We start from the raw sequence: 13,195 nt of genomic DNA, 5'->3' as shown, positions 1-13,195 counted from the left end.
TAAGCGCCACAAACTCCGTCTGGCCTAGCCGCTTTGTGACTGGGGTCACTCGGCGGCCTCGATCTGGTCCATGATCTCACCGATGACTTTGACCCACATCTCGGTGGGTTGCGCGCCGGGCACGGCGTGCTGGTTGGCCACCACGAACGTAGGCACCGATTGAATGCCCATCTCACGGCTGTGGGCGTCGCGTTTTTGAATGTCCGCCACATCTGCGTCCGAGGCCAGCAGTTTACCAATCACGGCGGCGTCCATGTCGCAGCCGTCGGCGATGTCCAGCAGGACCTCATGATCGCCAATATCGCGGGCGTCGCGGAAATAGGCTTCAAACAGACGTTGCACCACGAACGACTGGCGCTGTTCGATGCCCGCCCAGTGAATCAGACGGTGGGCGTCCATGGTGTTGGGCGTGCGCTGCATCCCCTCAAAGTCGATCTTCAGGCCGACCTTTTCGGCCATCTCAACCACGGGGGCATAGGCACGCACCGCGCCCTCTTTGCCGCCGAACTTCGCCTCAAGATACTCCCGTCGGCCCATGCCGCCTGCCGGCATGTCGGGGTTCAACTGGAACGGATGCCATTCGATTTCAAAGGGATGATCGCCGATCTGTTCCAGCGCGCGATCAAGGTTGGTCTTGCCGATATAGCACCACGGGCAAATCGGGTCGGACAGGATATCAAGTTTGACCATGGCGGGCGTTCCAATCTTGGCGAAGCTGGCGGCGCAGCAGTTTGTTGTTGGCCCCGCGGGGGAGGGCATCGACGCGAATAAACAGGCGCGGACACTTGTAGCGGGCCAGATAATGGGCCGCATGGGCGGCCAGTTCGTCTTCGTCTATCACATTGTCCGCGACGTAAAAGGCCGCGATGACCGAAGCGTCTGATTTCACGCGAAGTTCAACGGCGGCGGCTTCAAGGATGTTGGGATGCAGGGCAAGGGCGGTTTCAACCTCAATCGGGGAGACGCGGTAGCCGCCTGCGTTCATCATGTCATCCGCACGGCCTTCATAAATGATGTGCCCATTGGGGGAGAGGCTGGCAAGGTCGCCGGTGCGGAAGTAGCCGCCGTCAAAGCGCGCGGCGGTGTCTTCGGGGGCGTTGAGGTACCCCAGCATCAGGCCCGGATCATCGCGGTGAATTGCGATTTCACCGCTTTGGGCTGGCGATCCGTCCTCCAACAGGACGACCCGACGACCGGGTTGCGGTGGCCCCAAGGTGCCCGCGTCAGCGGGGGTCGTGGGACTGGCAGAGATGAAGGTCGAACATTCAGACATCCCGTAGGCTTCAAATATGGGCGTGCCCGTCGCGTCTTCCCAGCCAGCGCGGACCGTATCGGGCAGCTTTTCACCTGCCGACAGCCCATGGCGCAGTTTTGGCAAGGATGGCATGGGCGCGCGCAGAAGTTGGCGGTAGACACCGGGGGCTGCGGCAAAGATCGTCGCATCGTGGCGTTTTGAAAGCAGGGGCAGCATCGCAGGGGGCGTGCCCGCGGCAGGGATCAGCGCGGTGGCGCCCATGGTCCATGGGTCCATCAGACCGGTGCCCAGCGTGTAGGTCCAGTTGAACGCGCCTGCGTGCAGCATCCGGTCGCCGGAGGTGAGGCCATACCAGCCGTCCATCATCATCTGGCGCGCCCAGATGGCGCGGTGGGCGTGGATCACACCGCGCGGGCGGCCCGACGTGCCGGAGGTGAAGATGATGTAGCCTGCGCGGTCGGGGTCACCCATGACGAAACCTGCAGGGGGCAGGCTGTGGAACGTGCGCAGAATGTCGGTCGTCAGCACAGGGGCGGGGTGATCGGGACGTGGTGTTGCATCGTCGGCCACAACGACCTTCGGGCCCAACTGGTGTGCGAGGGCTGTCACCTCGGGGCTGGTCAATTGCGGGGATGTGGGCACGGGGACCAGATCGACGGCCAGACAGGCCAGAAAGGTGATCGGAAAATCCGGCGTGTTTCCCAGCCGCATCAACACGCGGTCGCCTGCAGTCAGGCCCGATTGCAAAAGCCCCGTGGCGGTGCCGCGCACGGCACTTTCCAGCCGCGCATAGGACCAGCGGTCTGCGCGTGCGGGGCCGAGCACGGCCAATGCGATTTTGTCGGGCGCCTGCGCAGACCGCGCCAGCACATGGGCGGCCATGTTGAACGGATGCGGCGGGGGCGCAGAGGCGGGCGCGGGTGCGAGGGTCATGCTGATCGCTACCCCAGCGCGCAGCAGAGTTGCAAGCCGCCCGTGCGCTGCCCTATAGGGGGGTATGACCAGTACAGACCCCAGACAGTTGATTACCATTGCCCGCGAAAACGGTGAGGACGCGCAAGCGCAGCCTTTGGATCTGGGCATGCGGGTCCGTGATTTGCGCAAGGCACAGGGATGGACGCTGGAACAGGCGGCGACGCAGGCCGGATTGGCGCGCTCGACCCTGTCCAAGATCGAGAACGGGCAGATGTCACCCACCTATGATGCGTTGAAAAAACTTGCCGTGGGGCTGCAGATTTCGGTGCCCCAGCTGTTTACGCCCCCGCAGCGGGATCAGGTGAATGGCCGGATGGCCGTGACGCGGTCAGGGGAGGGGACGGGCCATGCCACCGCCACCTATGAACATGAACTGCTGGCAGAAAGTCTGACGAAAAAGCAGATGTTGCCGTACCGTGCGCAGGTGCGCGCGCGCAGTGCCGATGAATTTGATGGATGGGTGCGTCACGACGGAGAAGAGTTTCTTTACGTCCTGACGGGTGTCATCCGCCTTTACACCGAATTTTACGAACCCATCGAAATGAAACGCGGCGACAGCGCCTATTACGATGCCTCCATGGGGCATAACGTTATTTCGGTCTCCAACGAGGATGCGACCATCTTGTGGGTCACATCGCTGGCGTAGTGGTCAGGCAGCTGCCTGACTTGCGATGACGGGGGCGCGGTACATCAGCCAGTCGTCGAGGGTTGTGCGGGCTTCGCGGGCTGTCAGATCATGGGCGTCTGCAAGATAACCTTCCATCTTGTCGCGGTCACCGCGAAACCGTTTCAGCGCCTCAAGATTAAGCTGCGGAAAATCAGCCGCCAGTTGTTCCAGAAGGTGGGGCCAGTGGGTCAGTGCAGTGGTCCAAGACATTGGTATCCTCCCATGATTGACTGCGATGCAAACGCGCTGCAGCCGGATTGGTTCCCTTACGGAAGGGACCCTTACCCAAGCATGGTAAGATTGAGGTTTGGTTAATGGCTTTCGGGCCGGAACAGCCAGCCGATCACGGGGAGCGACAGGGCAAGGCCGATCATCTGGGCCGCGATGAAAGCGGCGATATGTGACGGGTCAATGCCCGCGAAAGTGTCCGAAAAGCCGCGTGCGATGGTCACGGCGGGGTTGGCAAAACTGGTGGAGGACGTGAACCAATAGGCCCCCGTGATATAAAGGGCGACCAGTGTCGGCACCGCATCGGGGCGGCTGCGCAACCCGCCAAAGATGACGAACAGCAGCCCGAAGGTGGCAAAACCCTCAGACACCCATTGGGGCAAACCGGTGCGCGCGGTGCCGGACGCCTGAATAATGTCGAGATCGAACATCACATGACACAGCCACACCCCCGCAATGCCGCCGATGACCTGTACCGGAATATAGGCCGCAGCCAGACCCCACGGGTGGTCCCCGCGCAGCGCAAAGGCGAGAGTGACGACCGGATTGAAATGGGCACCAGACAGCGGCCCCAGAACGGTGATGATGAAATAGAGCGTGCAGCCCGTCGCAATGGCGTTGGCCAGAAGCGCCAGCGCTGTGTCATCGGTCAGGGTCTGGGCCATGATGCCGGACCCTACGACGCCAATCAGCAAAAGAGCGGTGCCGAGGGCCTCTGCCGTAAGGCGACGCGCGATCATGCGGAGGCGGCCGACTGCAGGGCGGACTTAAGCTCCGCCGGAGAGAAGGCCTCAACCGGGTGGACCAGAAAGGCGTCCGCCTTGGCACGCAGGCGCATATAGGCCGAAGAGAATGCCTTGTCCCAGTCGGGCGCGGCGGCGGCAGCCGGATCGGGGATGCCCCAATGGACCTGAACGGGGGCGTGACCGTTCGTGGTGGGCCAATAGGGGCAGGTTTCCGAAGCGGCGCTGTCACACACGGTGATGACAACATCCATTCTGGGCGCATCGGGTTCGGCATAAACGTCCCAGCTTTGGGAGCTGAGGCCGTCGGTCGGATAGCCCAGTTCCGCCAGCAGGGCGAGCGACTGCGGATGGACCTTGCCCGACGGGGTTGAGCCTGCGGACCAGGCGGTGACGCGCCCGCCACTGTCTCGGTTGAAAATGGATTCCAGAAGGATTGAGCGGGCCGAGTTGCCGGTGCACAGGACAAGTATATTCATGAGGGCCGATTAGGTCAGGTTTGTAACAGGGGTGTGACGGTCACTTATTATCTACCTGTCAGACCAGACGCCAGTCAGCAAGCGCCTGCCTGTTGCGCCCCAAATTGTGCCTGCTGGACAGTGAACCCGTCACCCGCATCCGAGGACAGCTGTTCGATCAGGCCGTTGCAGGAAAAGCCCATGAAGCTGAGGTAGGAGTCCGCTGACCGGACAGCCTGCCGGTTCCAGTCCACCCCCAGAGAATCAACCGCAACAGTCGCATCTGCGACGTCGTACCCGTCACCGAATGCGGAGGACAATTGTTCAATCAATCCGGTGCGCGAGAAACCGGCGAATGCCAGATAGCTTTCTGCAGAGCGGACTGCGTTGCGTTGTGGGCCGGTCAGAGTTTCGGCAAAGGCTGCGGGCGACAGGGTTAGGGACAGGCCGAGCAGGACGGTTTTGGAAGACAAGGATGCTGACATTTTTGAGTTTCCTGATGATAGACACGAACGGGGGACGCCATAACGCAAGTTCCTTACACAAAAATGAAAACAGCGCCGCATCGGGGCGGCGCTGTTGAAAATTATGCAGGTCGGGGATTGGTGGCGACCTTACCCCTCTTCGTACCACCATACGTCCGGCTGCCAGCCGGGCCAGTCGCCGAAGATCGGCATGGTATCGGGGAATTTCAGGTCCGCGTCGTGGGCGATGCGGCTGATGTTCCACTGATAAATCGGAATGACATAGCGCCCAGCGGTCAGCAGACGGTCCATGGCGCGGGTGGCGGCCAGAAAATCGTCCTGACTGTCCGAGGTCAGCAGGCGGTTGATCATCGCGTCAATCGCTTCGGACTGCACCCCCATCAGGTTGCGGCCCCCTGTGGTGTTCGCAGCCTCGGCCCCCCAATAAAGGTATTGTTCGTTGCCCGGGCTCAGCGACAGACCACGACGGTAGTAGGTCATGTCGAAATCATAGGCATCGGTGCGTTCTTTGTACTGCGCGCCATCCACCAAGGTCACCGTGGGGGTGATCCCCAACCGGCTGAGGCTTTCGGTGTAGATGTCGATGATCGCCGTGTTCTCGGTCGAGGCGTTTTCCAGCAGGATTTCAAAGGTGAACGGCGTGCCGTCTTCGCCGGTCATGACACCGTCCTGAATGGTGTAGCCCGCCTCTTCCATCAGCGCCAAAGCGGCGCCGATATTGGCGCGGTTGCGTTCGGATCCGTCTGAGACGGGAAGGGCGTAGCCGCTGATCGCATCTTCGGGGATGCTGTCTGCGAAGGGTTCAAGGAACTCAAGAACGCGGCCCGTGGCCGGACCCTCCTGCATCGCCAAGGGCGAGTTGGAGAAATAGGACGTGATGCGCGGCTGCGCGCCCCCCGTGATCGTGTCGTTGATGAATTCGAAGTTGAACGCATGCATCATCGCATCACGCACACGGATGTCGGCAAACTGGTCCGACCGTGTGTTCATCACGAAACCGGTCATACCGGACGGGCGCGAATGGGGCAGGACGGATTTTACGTATTCGCCGGTCTGCAACAGTTCGAAATTATACTGGCTGTCCCACCGGTTCACGTTGAATTCGCGGTTGGAGTTCACATCGCCCACCTTGAACGCCTCGAACGCGGCCACTTCGTCCCCGAAAAATTCGATCCGCAGGGTGTCGAGGTTATAAAGACCGTTCACAAAGGGCACGACATCTTCGCCCCAATAATCTTCGTTGCGGCTGAATTCGATGAACCGGTTGGGTTCGAAATCGGTGATCACGTAGGGCGAGGACACGACGGGGATATTGTCGATGCCGGATTCCGCAAAATCCAGCCCCTCCCACTGGGCCTTTTGCAGGATCGGACGCAGGCCCGCCAGCAGCGCCAGTTCGCGGTCTTCGACGTTGAAGGTGAACCGCACGGACCGGTCGCCCGTCTGTTCAATCGTGTCGACCTTGGAATAAAAGCCCGCATAACGGGGGTGGCCGATGGTGCCCAGGGTCTCATAGGACCAGATGACGTCTTCGACGGTCACGGGGCTGCCGTCAGAGAATCGGGCCTCGGGGCGCAGGGTGAATTCCACCCATGAGCGGTCATCCGCGGTCTCAATCGATTCGGCCAGAAGGCCGTAGAGCGTGAAAGGTTCGTCCAAAGACCGCGCCATCAGGCTTTCACCCATCAAGAACCGCAGCTGCCAATAAGACGTGCCTTTGGTGATGAACGGGTTCAGGCTGTCGTAGCTGCCAACGGTCGATGTGACCATCGCGCCGCCCGTGGGCGCGTCGGGGTTGGCGTAGGGCAGATGCGCAAAATCTGGGGGCAGGGCGGGGTCACCATACATAGCTATGCCATGCATCGGCTCGGCTGCGGCGATGGTGGCCAGCGCGGATGTGGTGGCCGCAAGGGCCAGTGCGCGCAAGGATCGACCCGTTTGGATCAGGAATGGACGTGTCATGTGGTGTGGTTCCCCCGATGAATTATGGCTTCTTTTGGGAGTAGCCTAGATGGGGAAACAAACCATTTCAAACTTTTAGCTTGGATGCGGGCAAGCATTTGCTTATAAGAAGGGCACTGCTCGATAGGTTTCTTGCCTGTATGAAACCTGCCTCAATGACTTAACCCTGGCTTCGGCCAGGGTTTTTTTCTGTCCAAGTTTTATTGGATAAATCGGCGACGGACAGGTGCATTTCAGACCTTCCGGATTAACCTTCGTTAATGATCAGAGAATCGGTGTTCTGACGCGGAGCGCGCAGCCGGCCTGCGGCCAGATTTGGGGCACGTTAGGCGGATGCGCGGTGGGCAGAGGCCCCGTCCGGGTCGATATCCCAGAAATCCACATCCGGCCGGACGGCGGTGCGGGCCAGACGCTGCAGCTTGCGCACCCGCGTGCCAAAGATGTCGCGCAAATCGGCGTCGGTCAGAATGTCACCGGTCTGAAGCGCAAGTTCGGGCATGTCACGGACCGCCGGTGCGTTTTGTTCGGAACGGGACAGCGCGGCGGGGCCGAAGACCGCCACCGGATCGAACCAGCCTGTGGGGCAGTCTTCATAGACATGGTTCAGCACCGCGACGTCGTGATCGGGGCAGGCGCGGTGGGCATGAACGGCGAGAACCGCCGCCTCGGATCGGGTCTGGAGAGCGATGGCTGCGACCTGACCGGTGACCGGCAGGCCGGTCGCGGCATCGTAGGTGAACCCCGCGCCTGTGATGACGCTGCCCTCAAAGACCCATGCGCCATCGTGCAAGCGGAACGATCCGTACAGGAACCGCGCGGCGGAGGCATTGGTTAGAAGGGGGCCGTCAGATGACATGATGCGGGGCCTGATTGCTGAAGATATCTTCGGTGATAGCGCCACAATGGGAACAGATTGGGGCACAAAGACGATGAAACGGGGGCCAACGGCACAATGTCGGAGCTGTGATGCCGCCAGCCATTGCCGCGCCCGCTTTCACCGCTATGCTGCAATGCAACATGAAGGAGATCGAACCATGACGACATCAGGCGCGCTTGCGGGAAAAACAGCCGTTATCACGGGGTCCAATTCAGGCATCGGGCTGGGCGTGGCCCGCGAGATGGCCAAGGCGGGGGCGAATGTGGTGCTCAATTCCTTCACGGACCGCGACGAAGATCACGCGCTGGCCGCCGAAATTGCGGAGAATTTTTCGGTAGAGGCGACATATGTGGCCGCCGATATGTCCAAGGCCGAAGACTGCCGCCGTCTGGTGGTTGCAGCAGGCGGGTGTGACATCCTTATCAACAACGCAGGCATCCAGCACGTGGCCCCGATCGAGGAGTTCCCCACCGAAAAATGGGATGCGATCATTGCGATTAACCTGAGTTCGGCGTTCCACACCTCGGCGGCGGCGGTCACGGGGATGCGCGAACGCGGCTGGGGGCGGATCATCAACATCGCCTCGGCCCATGGGTTGACGGCCTCGCCCTACAAATCCGCCTATATTGCGGCCAAACACGGGGTGGTGGGCCTGTCGAAAACCGTGGCACTTGAGACCGCAGAAGACCCCATTACCTGCAACGCCATCTGCCCCGGTTATGTGCTGACACCGCTGGTGGAAAAGCAGATCCCCGACACGATGAAGGAATACGGCATGGACCGCGACACCGTCGTGCGCGATGTGCTTCTGAAACGTCAGCCCAGCAAGGAATTTGCCACCGTTGAACAACTGGGCGGCACGGCTGTGTTTCTGGCATCGGATGCAGCGGCGCAGATCACGGGGACGACCATTTCCGTGGATGGCGGCTGGACCGCGTTGTGATCAACGGGTTCAACAGCGACATCCTGCACGGGTTGTGCGCAGATATCCGCGCTGAGGATTCGGGCGCATGGTGAAACGGATCAATCTGGCCTTGCAGGGGGGCGGTGCCCACGGTGCATTCACATGGGGCGTGCTGGACCGGCTGCTAGATGACGAACGCATTGAGATTGCGGCCATGTCGGGCACCTCTGCGGGGGCTATGAACGGTGCGGCCCTCAAGGCGGGATGGGCCAAGGACGGGCGCGCGGGGGCCAAGGCCAATCTGGACTGGTTCTGGTCGCAGATCGGGGCGGTGACCGATGATGCGCTGATCGCGTGGATGGATGCAGTCGCTCCTGCGGCGCCGCTCTTGGCGCAGGCCATGGCCTATTCGCCGGCCTATGCGGCCTTTGACATGGCCACGCGGATCATGTCGCCCTACAGCACCGGTAAATTCTATTCCAATCCGCTGAAACCCATCGTGGAACAGTTCCGTTATGATGACGTGTGTTCCGATCAGGGACCGGCGCTATTTGTGGGGGCGACCAATGTGCGCACCGGCAAGATCAAGGTTTTCACCGGAGACGAGATTTCCGGCCCGGCGCTGATGGCGTCGGCCTGTTTGCCCACATTGTTCCAGGCGGTCGAGATCGACGGAGAGACCTATTGGGACGGCGGATATACGGGCAATCCGGCGCTGTTTCCCTTGTTTGAGGGCGACGTGCCGGATGACATTGTGGTCGTAAACATCAACCCGCTGCACCGCGATGACATCCCCACCGATCCGCAGTCGATTGCCAACCGGATCAACGAGATCAGCTTTAACACGTCGCTGTTGCGGGAATTGCGCGCCATCAATTTCGTCAAACGTCTGTTGCACGCGGGCACGATCCCGCAGGGGGCCATGCGCAACGTGCTGGTGCACATGATTTCGGACGACAAGCTGATGAACGATCTGAGCGTGGCCACCAAATCACTGCCCAATCCGGTGGTCCTTGCGCGGCTCAAGGCCGCCGGTCAGGCCGCTGCGTCCCAGTTTCTTGACGCCCATTTCGACGACATCAACGAACGTGACACCGTTGATCTGGAGGCGATGTTCGCCCCCTAAATGTCTGATTTGCCGGACTTTATCTTGTCCGCCAGTTCATCAAGGGCGGGCGGCATTTCGGTGTCCTTTTCGCCCGGATAGACCAACCCGGCTGAGATCACCAACTTGGCCGCATCCTCGACCGACATATCCAGTTCGATGATGTCAGCGGTGGGGAAGAACAGCAAAAAGCCTGACGTGGGGTTGGGTGTGGTGGGCACAAAGACGGAGGTCATGGGGCCGACGCCGACCTTGTCCAACAACTCCCCCTTGGTGGATGTCGACACAAAGCCGATGGCCCAGATGCCCTTGCGCGGATATTCGATCAGGCACGCCTTGTCGAAACTGGTCTCGGTCTGGGCAAAGACGGTTTCGGCGATCTGTTTGACGCCGTTGTAGATCGACCGGACCACGGGCATCCGCGCCACGACACTTTCGCCCCAGCGCAGAAAGCTGCGCCCCAAAAGACCCTTGCCCATCCAGCCCACCAGCATGGTGAAGATGAGGAAAATGATCACCCCGATGCCGCGCACGTTGACGGTCACCCAGTCTTCATCCGCAGGGCTGGCATTGCCCATCACGCGGTTGAGAAGCTGTTCGGGCTGATAGGCGTCGGGCACGAACGGCCACACGAAGCTGTCGACCCAGCCGACCACGGTCCAGATCAACCACAGCGTCAGACCAATGGGCGCAATGACCACCAGACCCGCGATAAAATTGTTGCGCAGGCTGGCGATGAAGCCGCGGCGCGGTTGGGGGTCGGGGGTGTGTGTCACGGGGAATAGGGCCTGAAAAACATGCGGTTGGGGATTATGTAGGCGATGGTGTGATGTTCCACAATGCGCCGCGCGGTCATTGGTTGCCTCAGCCGGTCAAACTGCCTGCAATTTGTGCAGCCAGCCGGGCATTGTTGCGCACCAGCGCAATATTGGCCGTCAGGGACGCGCCATCGGTCAGTTCGAAAATCCGGCCCAGCAGGAACGGCGTGACGGCCTTCGCGGCGATCCCTTGGGCGTCTGCCTCATCCAGCGCCTGCGCAATGATCGGGGCCAGCGTTTCAGCCGGGATTTGCGCGTCAGCGGGGATCGGGTTGGCGACCAGCTGGCCACCAGGCAGGCCCATGGCGGCGCGCATCCGGTGGGCGCGTGCGATGCTGGCGGCATCGTCCATCCGCAGGGGTGCGGTCAGCGGCGAGGTCGCGGACCAGAACGCAGGCAGATGGTCTTGCCCAAAGGCAATGACCGGCACGCCGAGGGTTTCCAGTACTTCGTAAGTTTTCTCAAGATCCAGAATGGCCTTGGCCCCTGCGGCCACAACAGTCACCGGTGTCTGGGCCAGTTCGTGCAGGTCGGCCGAGATGTCAAAAGTGGTTTCCGCGCCCTTGTGCACGCCGCCGATGCCGCCGGTGGCAAAGACGTCAATCCCCGCCAGACGGGCCGCGATCATGGTAGCGGCCACTGTGGTCGCACCGGTGCCGCCTGTGGCGATGCAGGCGGCCATATCCGCACGGCTGAGTTTCGCCACATCCCGGGCCTGTCCCAACTGGTCCAACTGCTCCTCGGTCAGCCCGATGTGTAGTGTGCCAGCGAGGACGGCGATGGTCGCCGGTGTCGCGCCAAGGGCGCGGATATCGTCCTCGACCAGACGGGCGGTTTGCACATTCTGGGGGTAGGGCATCCCGTGGGTGATGATGGTGGATTCCAGCGCCACTAATGGCGCGCCGGCCTCTTTGGCGGTCCGAACCTCGGGGCTGTATTGAAGGGGGATCATGATGGGGTTCCTCCGGACACATAGGTGGCGGCGGCGCTCAACGCGCGTTCAAGGGCCGCTTGCGGGGCCATGCCCTGCACTTCGGATGCGATATGGGCGGCCATGAAGGTGTCGCCTGCGCCGGTGACACGGGTCACCAGCACCTCGGGCGGTTGGGCCAGACGCAGGATGTCGCCCGTGGCCTCGGCTGCGGGGTTGCCGCCGTCGGTGACAAGGACGCGGTGCACGCCGCGCGCCACCAGAGCGCGCGCACCGTCCTGGGCGGCGTCAAATGTGGTCTGGCACAGTAATCCTGCCTCCTCACGGTTCACATAAAGCGTGGCCGACGGGTGACCCACCAGCGCCAGCAACCTCTCCGCCTTACCGGGGGAGGCCGGGGCCACGCGCAGATCAGACGCCGCAAAGAGCGCCGATTTTGAGATATCGGCCAACAGATCCCGTGTCAGGTTCCCGTCCAGCGCCACAAGGCCGGACCACGGGGCCGCATCGGTGCCAAGGGCGCCATCAAACAAAGGTCGCAGGATTTTCATGCCCGCCTGTTCCAGCGAATGGGCATCGGCAATGGCCGCCGTCAGCCCGTTGGCGCCCTCGATCGCCATATAGGCGTCGGTGGGCAGATCATCGGACCGGTAAAGGTGATCGGTCACGATGCCCATGCGGCTGACCTCACCCACCAGTTCATCGCCTTCCGCGTCGCGCCCCACGGCGGACAAGACCGCAGGCGTCAGACCGAAATTCACCAGCGTCATGGCGATATTCAGGGCCACACCGCCGGGCAGGCGGGTGATGTGGCCCGGCACATCCGATCCCGCGCGCATGTGCAAGGTGGACCGTCCGATGATGTCCCACAGGACCGATCCGATACAAAGGATATCTGGCTGTTTCATGCCCCTCGAATGGCGGTTTTGCGCAGGGAGGTCAATGTGTCCCGACAGGTCGGGTTTCCCTGACCCGTGATGGTTTCGCCTTGAACTAAGAAATCACATGAACAATGTTCATGATTGTGATCAGCGCAGACCTGACGCAGAGTTATGACGAAAGGGTAGGATATGAAACGGTTCTTTGACAAAACGCTGGGGCGCTGGACTCGGCACTTTTTCTTCGTTCTCGTGCGCAGCTATTACGCGCTGTTCTATAACGTCAGCGTGTCCGGCAAACATCTGTTGCAGGCCCAACCCGGCACCTTGATCCTCGCCACCCACGTCAGCCGCCACGACGGACCGCTGATTGCGGCGATGCTGTATTCCACTGCGCGGGTGCGGCCCACAGTCCATTGGGATGAATTCCACAACAAGGCCCAATGGTTTCCCATGTATGTGTCCGGTGCAATCGCATTGTCGTCACCCAAATCATGGGAGGCTGAACGGCGCGCGGCGCGCAAGACAAAGGTGCTGAAGATCATCGGCAAGGTGCTGCGCAACGGCAATTCCGTCTTGCTGTTCCCCGCAGGGAAAATCCGCCGCCAGCCCGAAGAAATCATCGCGCCGCATCTGTCCGGCGTCCGCGACATTCTGGCCGCGCATCCGGATACACCTGTCATGACGCTGCATATTGACGGGCTGGGCCAATTCCAGCCCGCCCAACACGACAAATTCTGGAGCTTTCTTGGCCGCCAAAAAGGCCGCCGCCACGTGCAACTGACCCTGACCCCTGTCACCGATCTTGACCCGAAGGAAGACCTTGCCGCCTTCAACGCCGATCTTGAACGCCGCCTGAATGGCTAGACCTGTCCCCTGTCTTCATCTGGCCTGAAAAACTCCCCCCGG

At 61.3% G+C, this 13,195-nt stretch carries 15 protein-coding genes; 4 read left to right on the top strand and 11 right to left on the bottom strand.

Features of this window, described 5'->3' with window-relative positions:
- Positions 1 to 45: 45 nt before the first annotated feature.
- Entirely contained in the window at positions 46 to 690 is a 645-nt protein-coding gene (locus QZ653_RS10135) for a DsbA family protein (protein ID WP_296419941.1), read from the bottom strand.
- Entirely contained in the window at positions 677 to 2,188 is a 1,512-nt protein-coding gene (locus QZ653_RS10130; RefSeq protein WP_296419940.1) for a class I adenylate-forming enzyme family protein, read from the bottom strand. The genes QZ653_RS10135 and QZ653_RS10130 overlap by 14 nt, the downstream gene beginning before the upstream one ends.
- Before the next feature lie 64 nt (positions 2,189 to 2,252).
- Here QZ653_RS10130 and QZ653_RS10125 point away from each other — a divergent pair, with 64 nt between their 5' ends.
- The gene (locus QZ653_RS10125) at positions 2,253 to 2,876 is read left to right on the top strand and encodes a helix-turn-helix domain-containing protein (RefSeq protein WP_296419939.1); all 624 of its coding nucleotides are present in this window, start codon (positions 2,253 to 2,255) and stop codon (positions 2,874 to 2,876) included.
- 3 nt (positions 2,877 to 2,879) lie between these two features.
- Here QZ653_RS10125 and QZ653_RS10120 read toward each other — a convergent pair whose 3' ends face one another.
- From QZ653_RS10120 to QZ653_RS10095, 6 genes are all read right to left on the bottom strand, one after another.
- On the bottom strand, positions 2,880 to 3,107 hold the full coding sequence (locus QZ653_RS10120; RefSeq protein ID WP_296419938.1) for a hypothetical protein: 228 nt from the start codon (positions 3,105 to 3,107) through the stop codon (positions 2,880 to 2,882).
- Between the two features lie 101 nt (positions 3,108 to 3,208).
- A complete protein-coding gene (locus QZ653_RS10115; protein WP_296419937.1) occupies positions 3,209 to 3,865 on the bottom strand; it encodes an aquaporin in 657 nt (218 codons plus the stop codon).
- A complete protein-coding gene (locus QZ653_RS10110) occupies positions 3,862 to 4,347 on the bottom strand; it encodes an arsenate reductase ArsC (protein ID WP_296419936.1) in 486 nt (161 codons plus the stop codon). The genes QZ653_RS10115 and QZ653_RS10110 overlap by 4 nt, the downstream gene beginning before the upstream one ends.
- A gap of 74 nt (positions 4,348 to 4,421) precedes the next feature.
- A complete protein-coding gene (locus QZ653_RS10105) occupies positions 4,422 to 4,811 on the bottom strand; it encodes an Ltp family lipoprotein (RefSeq protein WP_296419935.1) in 390 nt (129 codons plus the stop codon).
- Positions 4,812 to 4,940: 129 nt separating this feature from the next.
- Positions 4,941 to 6,773, bottom strand: a complete 1,833-nt coding sequence (locus QZ653_RS10100; protein ID WP_412766007.1) for an extracellular solute-binding protein — start codon at positions 6,771 to 6,773, stop codon at positions 4,941 to 4,943.
- A gap of 325 nt (positions 6,774 to 7,098) precedes the next feature.
- Positions 7,099 to 7,629, bottom strand: coding sequence for a hypothetical protein (locus QZ653_RS10095; protein WP_296419934.1), 531 nt, complete (start codon positions 7,627 to 7,629; stop codon positions 7,099 to 7,101).
- Between the two features lie 178 nt (positions 7,630 to 7,807).
- Between QZ653_RS10095 and QZ653_RS10090 the strand changes: the two genes are divergently transcribed.
- Positions 7,808 to 8,593 carry a 3-hydroxybutyrate dehydrogenase gene (locus QZ653_RS10090; RefSeq protein WP_296419933.1) on the top strand — a complete coding sequence of 262 codons (786 nt, stop codon included), beginning with the start codon at positions 7,808 to 7,810 and terminating at the stop codon, positions 8,591 to 8,593.
- A 67-nt stretch (positions 8,594 to 8,660) separates the two neighbouring features.
- Positions 8,661 to 9,680, top strand: coding sequence for a patatin-like phospholipase family protein (locus QZ653_RS10085; protein WP_296419932.1), 1,020 nt, complete (start codon positions 8,661 to 8,663; stop codon positions 9,678 to 9,680).
- On the opposite strand, the gene QZ653_RS10080 is transcribed toward QZ653_RS10085, so the two are convergent.
- The 3 genes from QZ653_RS10080 to QZ653_RS10070 all read right to left on the bottom strand — a co-directional run bounded on the left by QZ653_RS10080 (position 9,677) and on the right by QZ653_RS10070 (position 12,316).
- On the bottom strand, positions 9,677 to 10,435 hold the full coding sequence (locus tag QZ653_RS10080) for a DUF502 domain-containing protein (protein WP_296419931.1): 759 nt from the start codon (positions 10,433 to 10,435) through the stop codon (positions 9,677 to 9,679). The two genes, QZ653_RS10085 and QZ653_RS10080, sit on opposite strands and share 4 nt — an antisense overlap.
- Before the next feature lie 88 nt (positions 10,436 to 10,523).
- Positions 10,524 to 11,429 (bottom strand): pseudouridine-5'-phosphate glycosidase, encoded by a 906-nt coding sequence (locus QZ653_RS10075; protein WP_296419930.1) that lies wholly within the window; start codon positions 11,427 to 11,429, stop codon positions 10,524 to 10,526.
- Positions 11,426 to 12,316: a PfkB family carbohydrate kinase gene (locus QZ653_RS10070; RefSeq protein ID WP_296419929.1), complete on the bottom strand. Its 891-nt coding sequence runs from the start codon at positions 12,314 to 12,316 to the stop codon at positions 11,426 to 11,428. The genes QZ653_RS10075 and QZ653_RS10070 overlap by 4 nt, the downstream gene beginning before the upstream one ends.
- A gap of 162 nt (positions 12,317 to 12,478) precedes the next feature.
- On the opposite strand from QZ653_RS10070, the gene QZ653_RS10065 reads away from it, so the two are divergent.
- Positions 12,479 to 13,153, top strand: coding sequence for a 1-acyl-sn-glycerol-3-phosphate acyltransferase (locus tag QZ653_RS10065; protein WP_296419928.1), 675 nt, complete (start codon positions 12,479 to 12,481; stop codon positions 13,151 to 13,153).
- Positions 13,154 to 13,195: the final 42 nt, after the last annotated feature.

The organism is Pseudooctadecabacter sp. (genome assembly GCF_020627745.1).
GTDB lineage: Bacteria > Pseudomonadota > Alphaproteobacteria > Rhodobacterales > Rhodobacteraceae > Octadecabacter.
This window is presented reverse-complemented; position numbering and strand designations above follow the sequence as displayed.

Coding starts and splice junctions, on each gene's coding strand:
- QZ653_RS10125 (WP_296419939.1), top strand. CDS start 2,253: ATGACCAGTACAGACCCCAGACAGTTGATTACCATTGCCCGCGAAAAC.
- QZ653_RS10095 (WP_296419934.1), bottom strand. CDS start 7,629: ATGTCATCTGACGGCCCCCTTCTAACCAATGCCTCCGCCGCGCGGTTC.
- QZ653_RS10065 (WP_296419928.1), top strand. CDS start 12,479: ATGAAACGGTTCTTTGACAAAACGCTGGGGCGCTGGACTCGGCACTTT.
- QZ653_RS10085 (WP_296419932.1), top strand. CDS start 8,661: ATGGTGAAACGGATCAATCTGGCCTTGCAGGGGGGCGGTGCCCACGGT.
- QZ653_RS10090 (WP_296419933.1), top strand. CDS start 7,808: ATGACGACATCAGGCGCGCTTGCGGGAAAAACAGCCGTTATCACGGGG.
- QZ653_RS10075 (WP_296419930.1), bottom strand. CDS start 11,429: ATGATCCCCCTTCAATACAGCCCCGAGGTTCGGACCGCCAAAGAGGCC.
- QZ653_RS10130 (WP_296419940.1), bottom strand. CDS start 2,188: ATGACCCTCGCACCCGCGCCCGCCTCTGCGCCCCCGCCGCATCCGTTC.
- QZ653_RS10120 (WP_296419938.1), bottom strand. CDS start 3,107: ATGTCTTGGACCACTGCACTGACCCACTGGCCCCACCTTCTGGAACAA.
- QZ653_RS10115 (WP_296419937.1), bottom strand. CDS start 3,865: ATGATCGCGCGTCGCCTTACGGCAGAGGCCCTCGGCACCGCTCTTTTG.
- QZ653_RS10135 (WP_296419941.1), bottom strand. CDS start 690: ATGGTCAAACTTGATATCCTGTCCGACCCGATTTGCCCGTGGTGCTAT.
- QZ653_RS10100 (WP_412766007.1), bottom strand. CDS start 6,773: ATGACACGTCCATTCCTGATCCAAACGGGTCGATCCTTGCGCGCACTG.
- QZ653_RS10110 (WP_296419936.1), bottom strand. CDS start 4,347: ATGAATATACTTGTCCTGTGCACCGGCAACTCGGCCCGCTCAATCCTT.
- QZ653_RS10070 (WP_296419929.1), bottom strand. CDS start 12,316: ATGAAACAGCCAGATATCCTTTGTATCGGATCGGTCCTGTGGGACATC.
- QZ653_RS10105 (WP_296419935.1), bottom strand. CDS start 4,811: ATGTCAGCATCCTTGTCTTCCAAAACCGTCCTGCTCGGCCTGTCCCTA.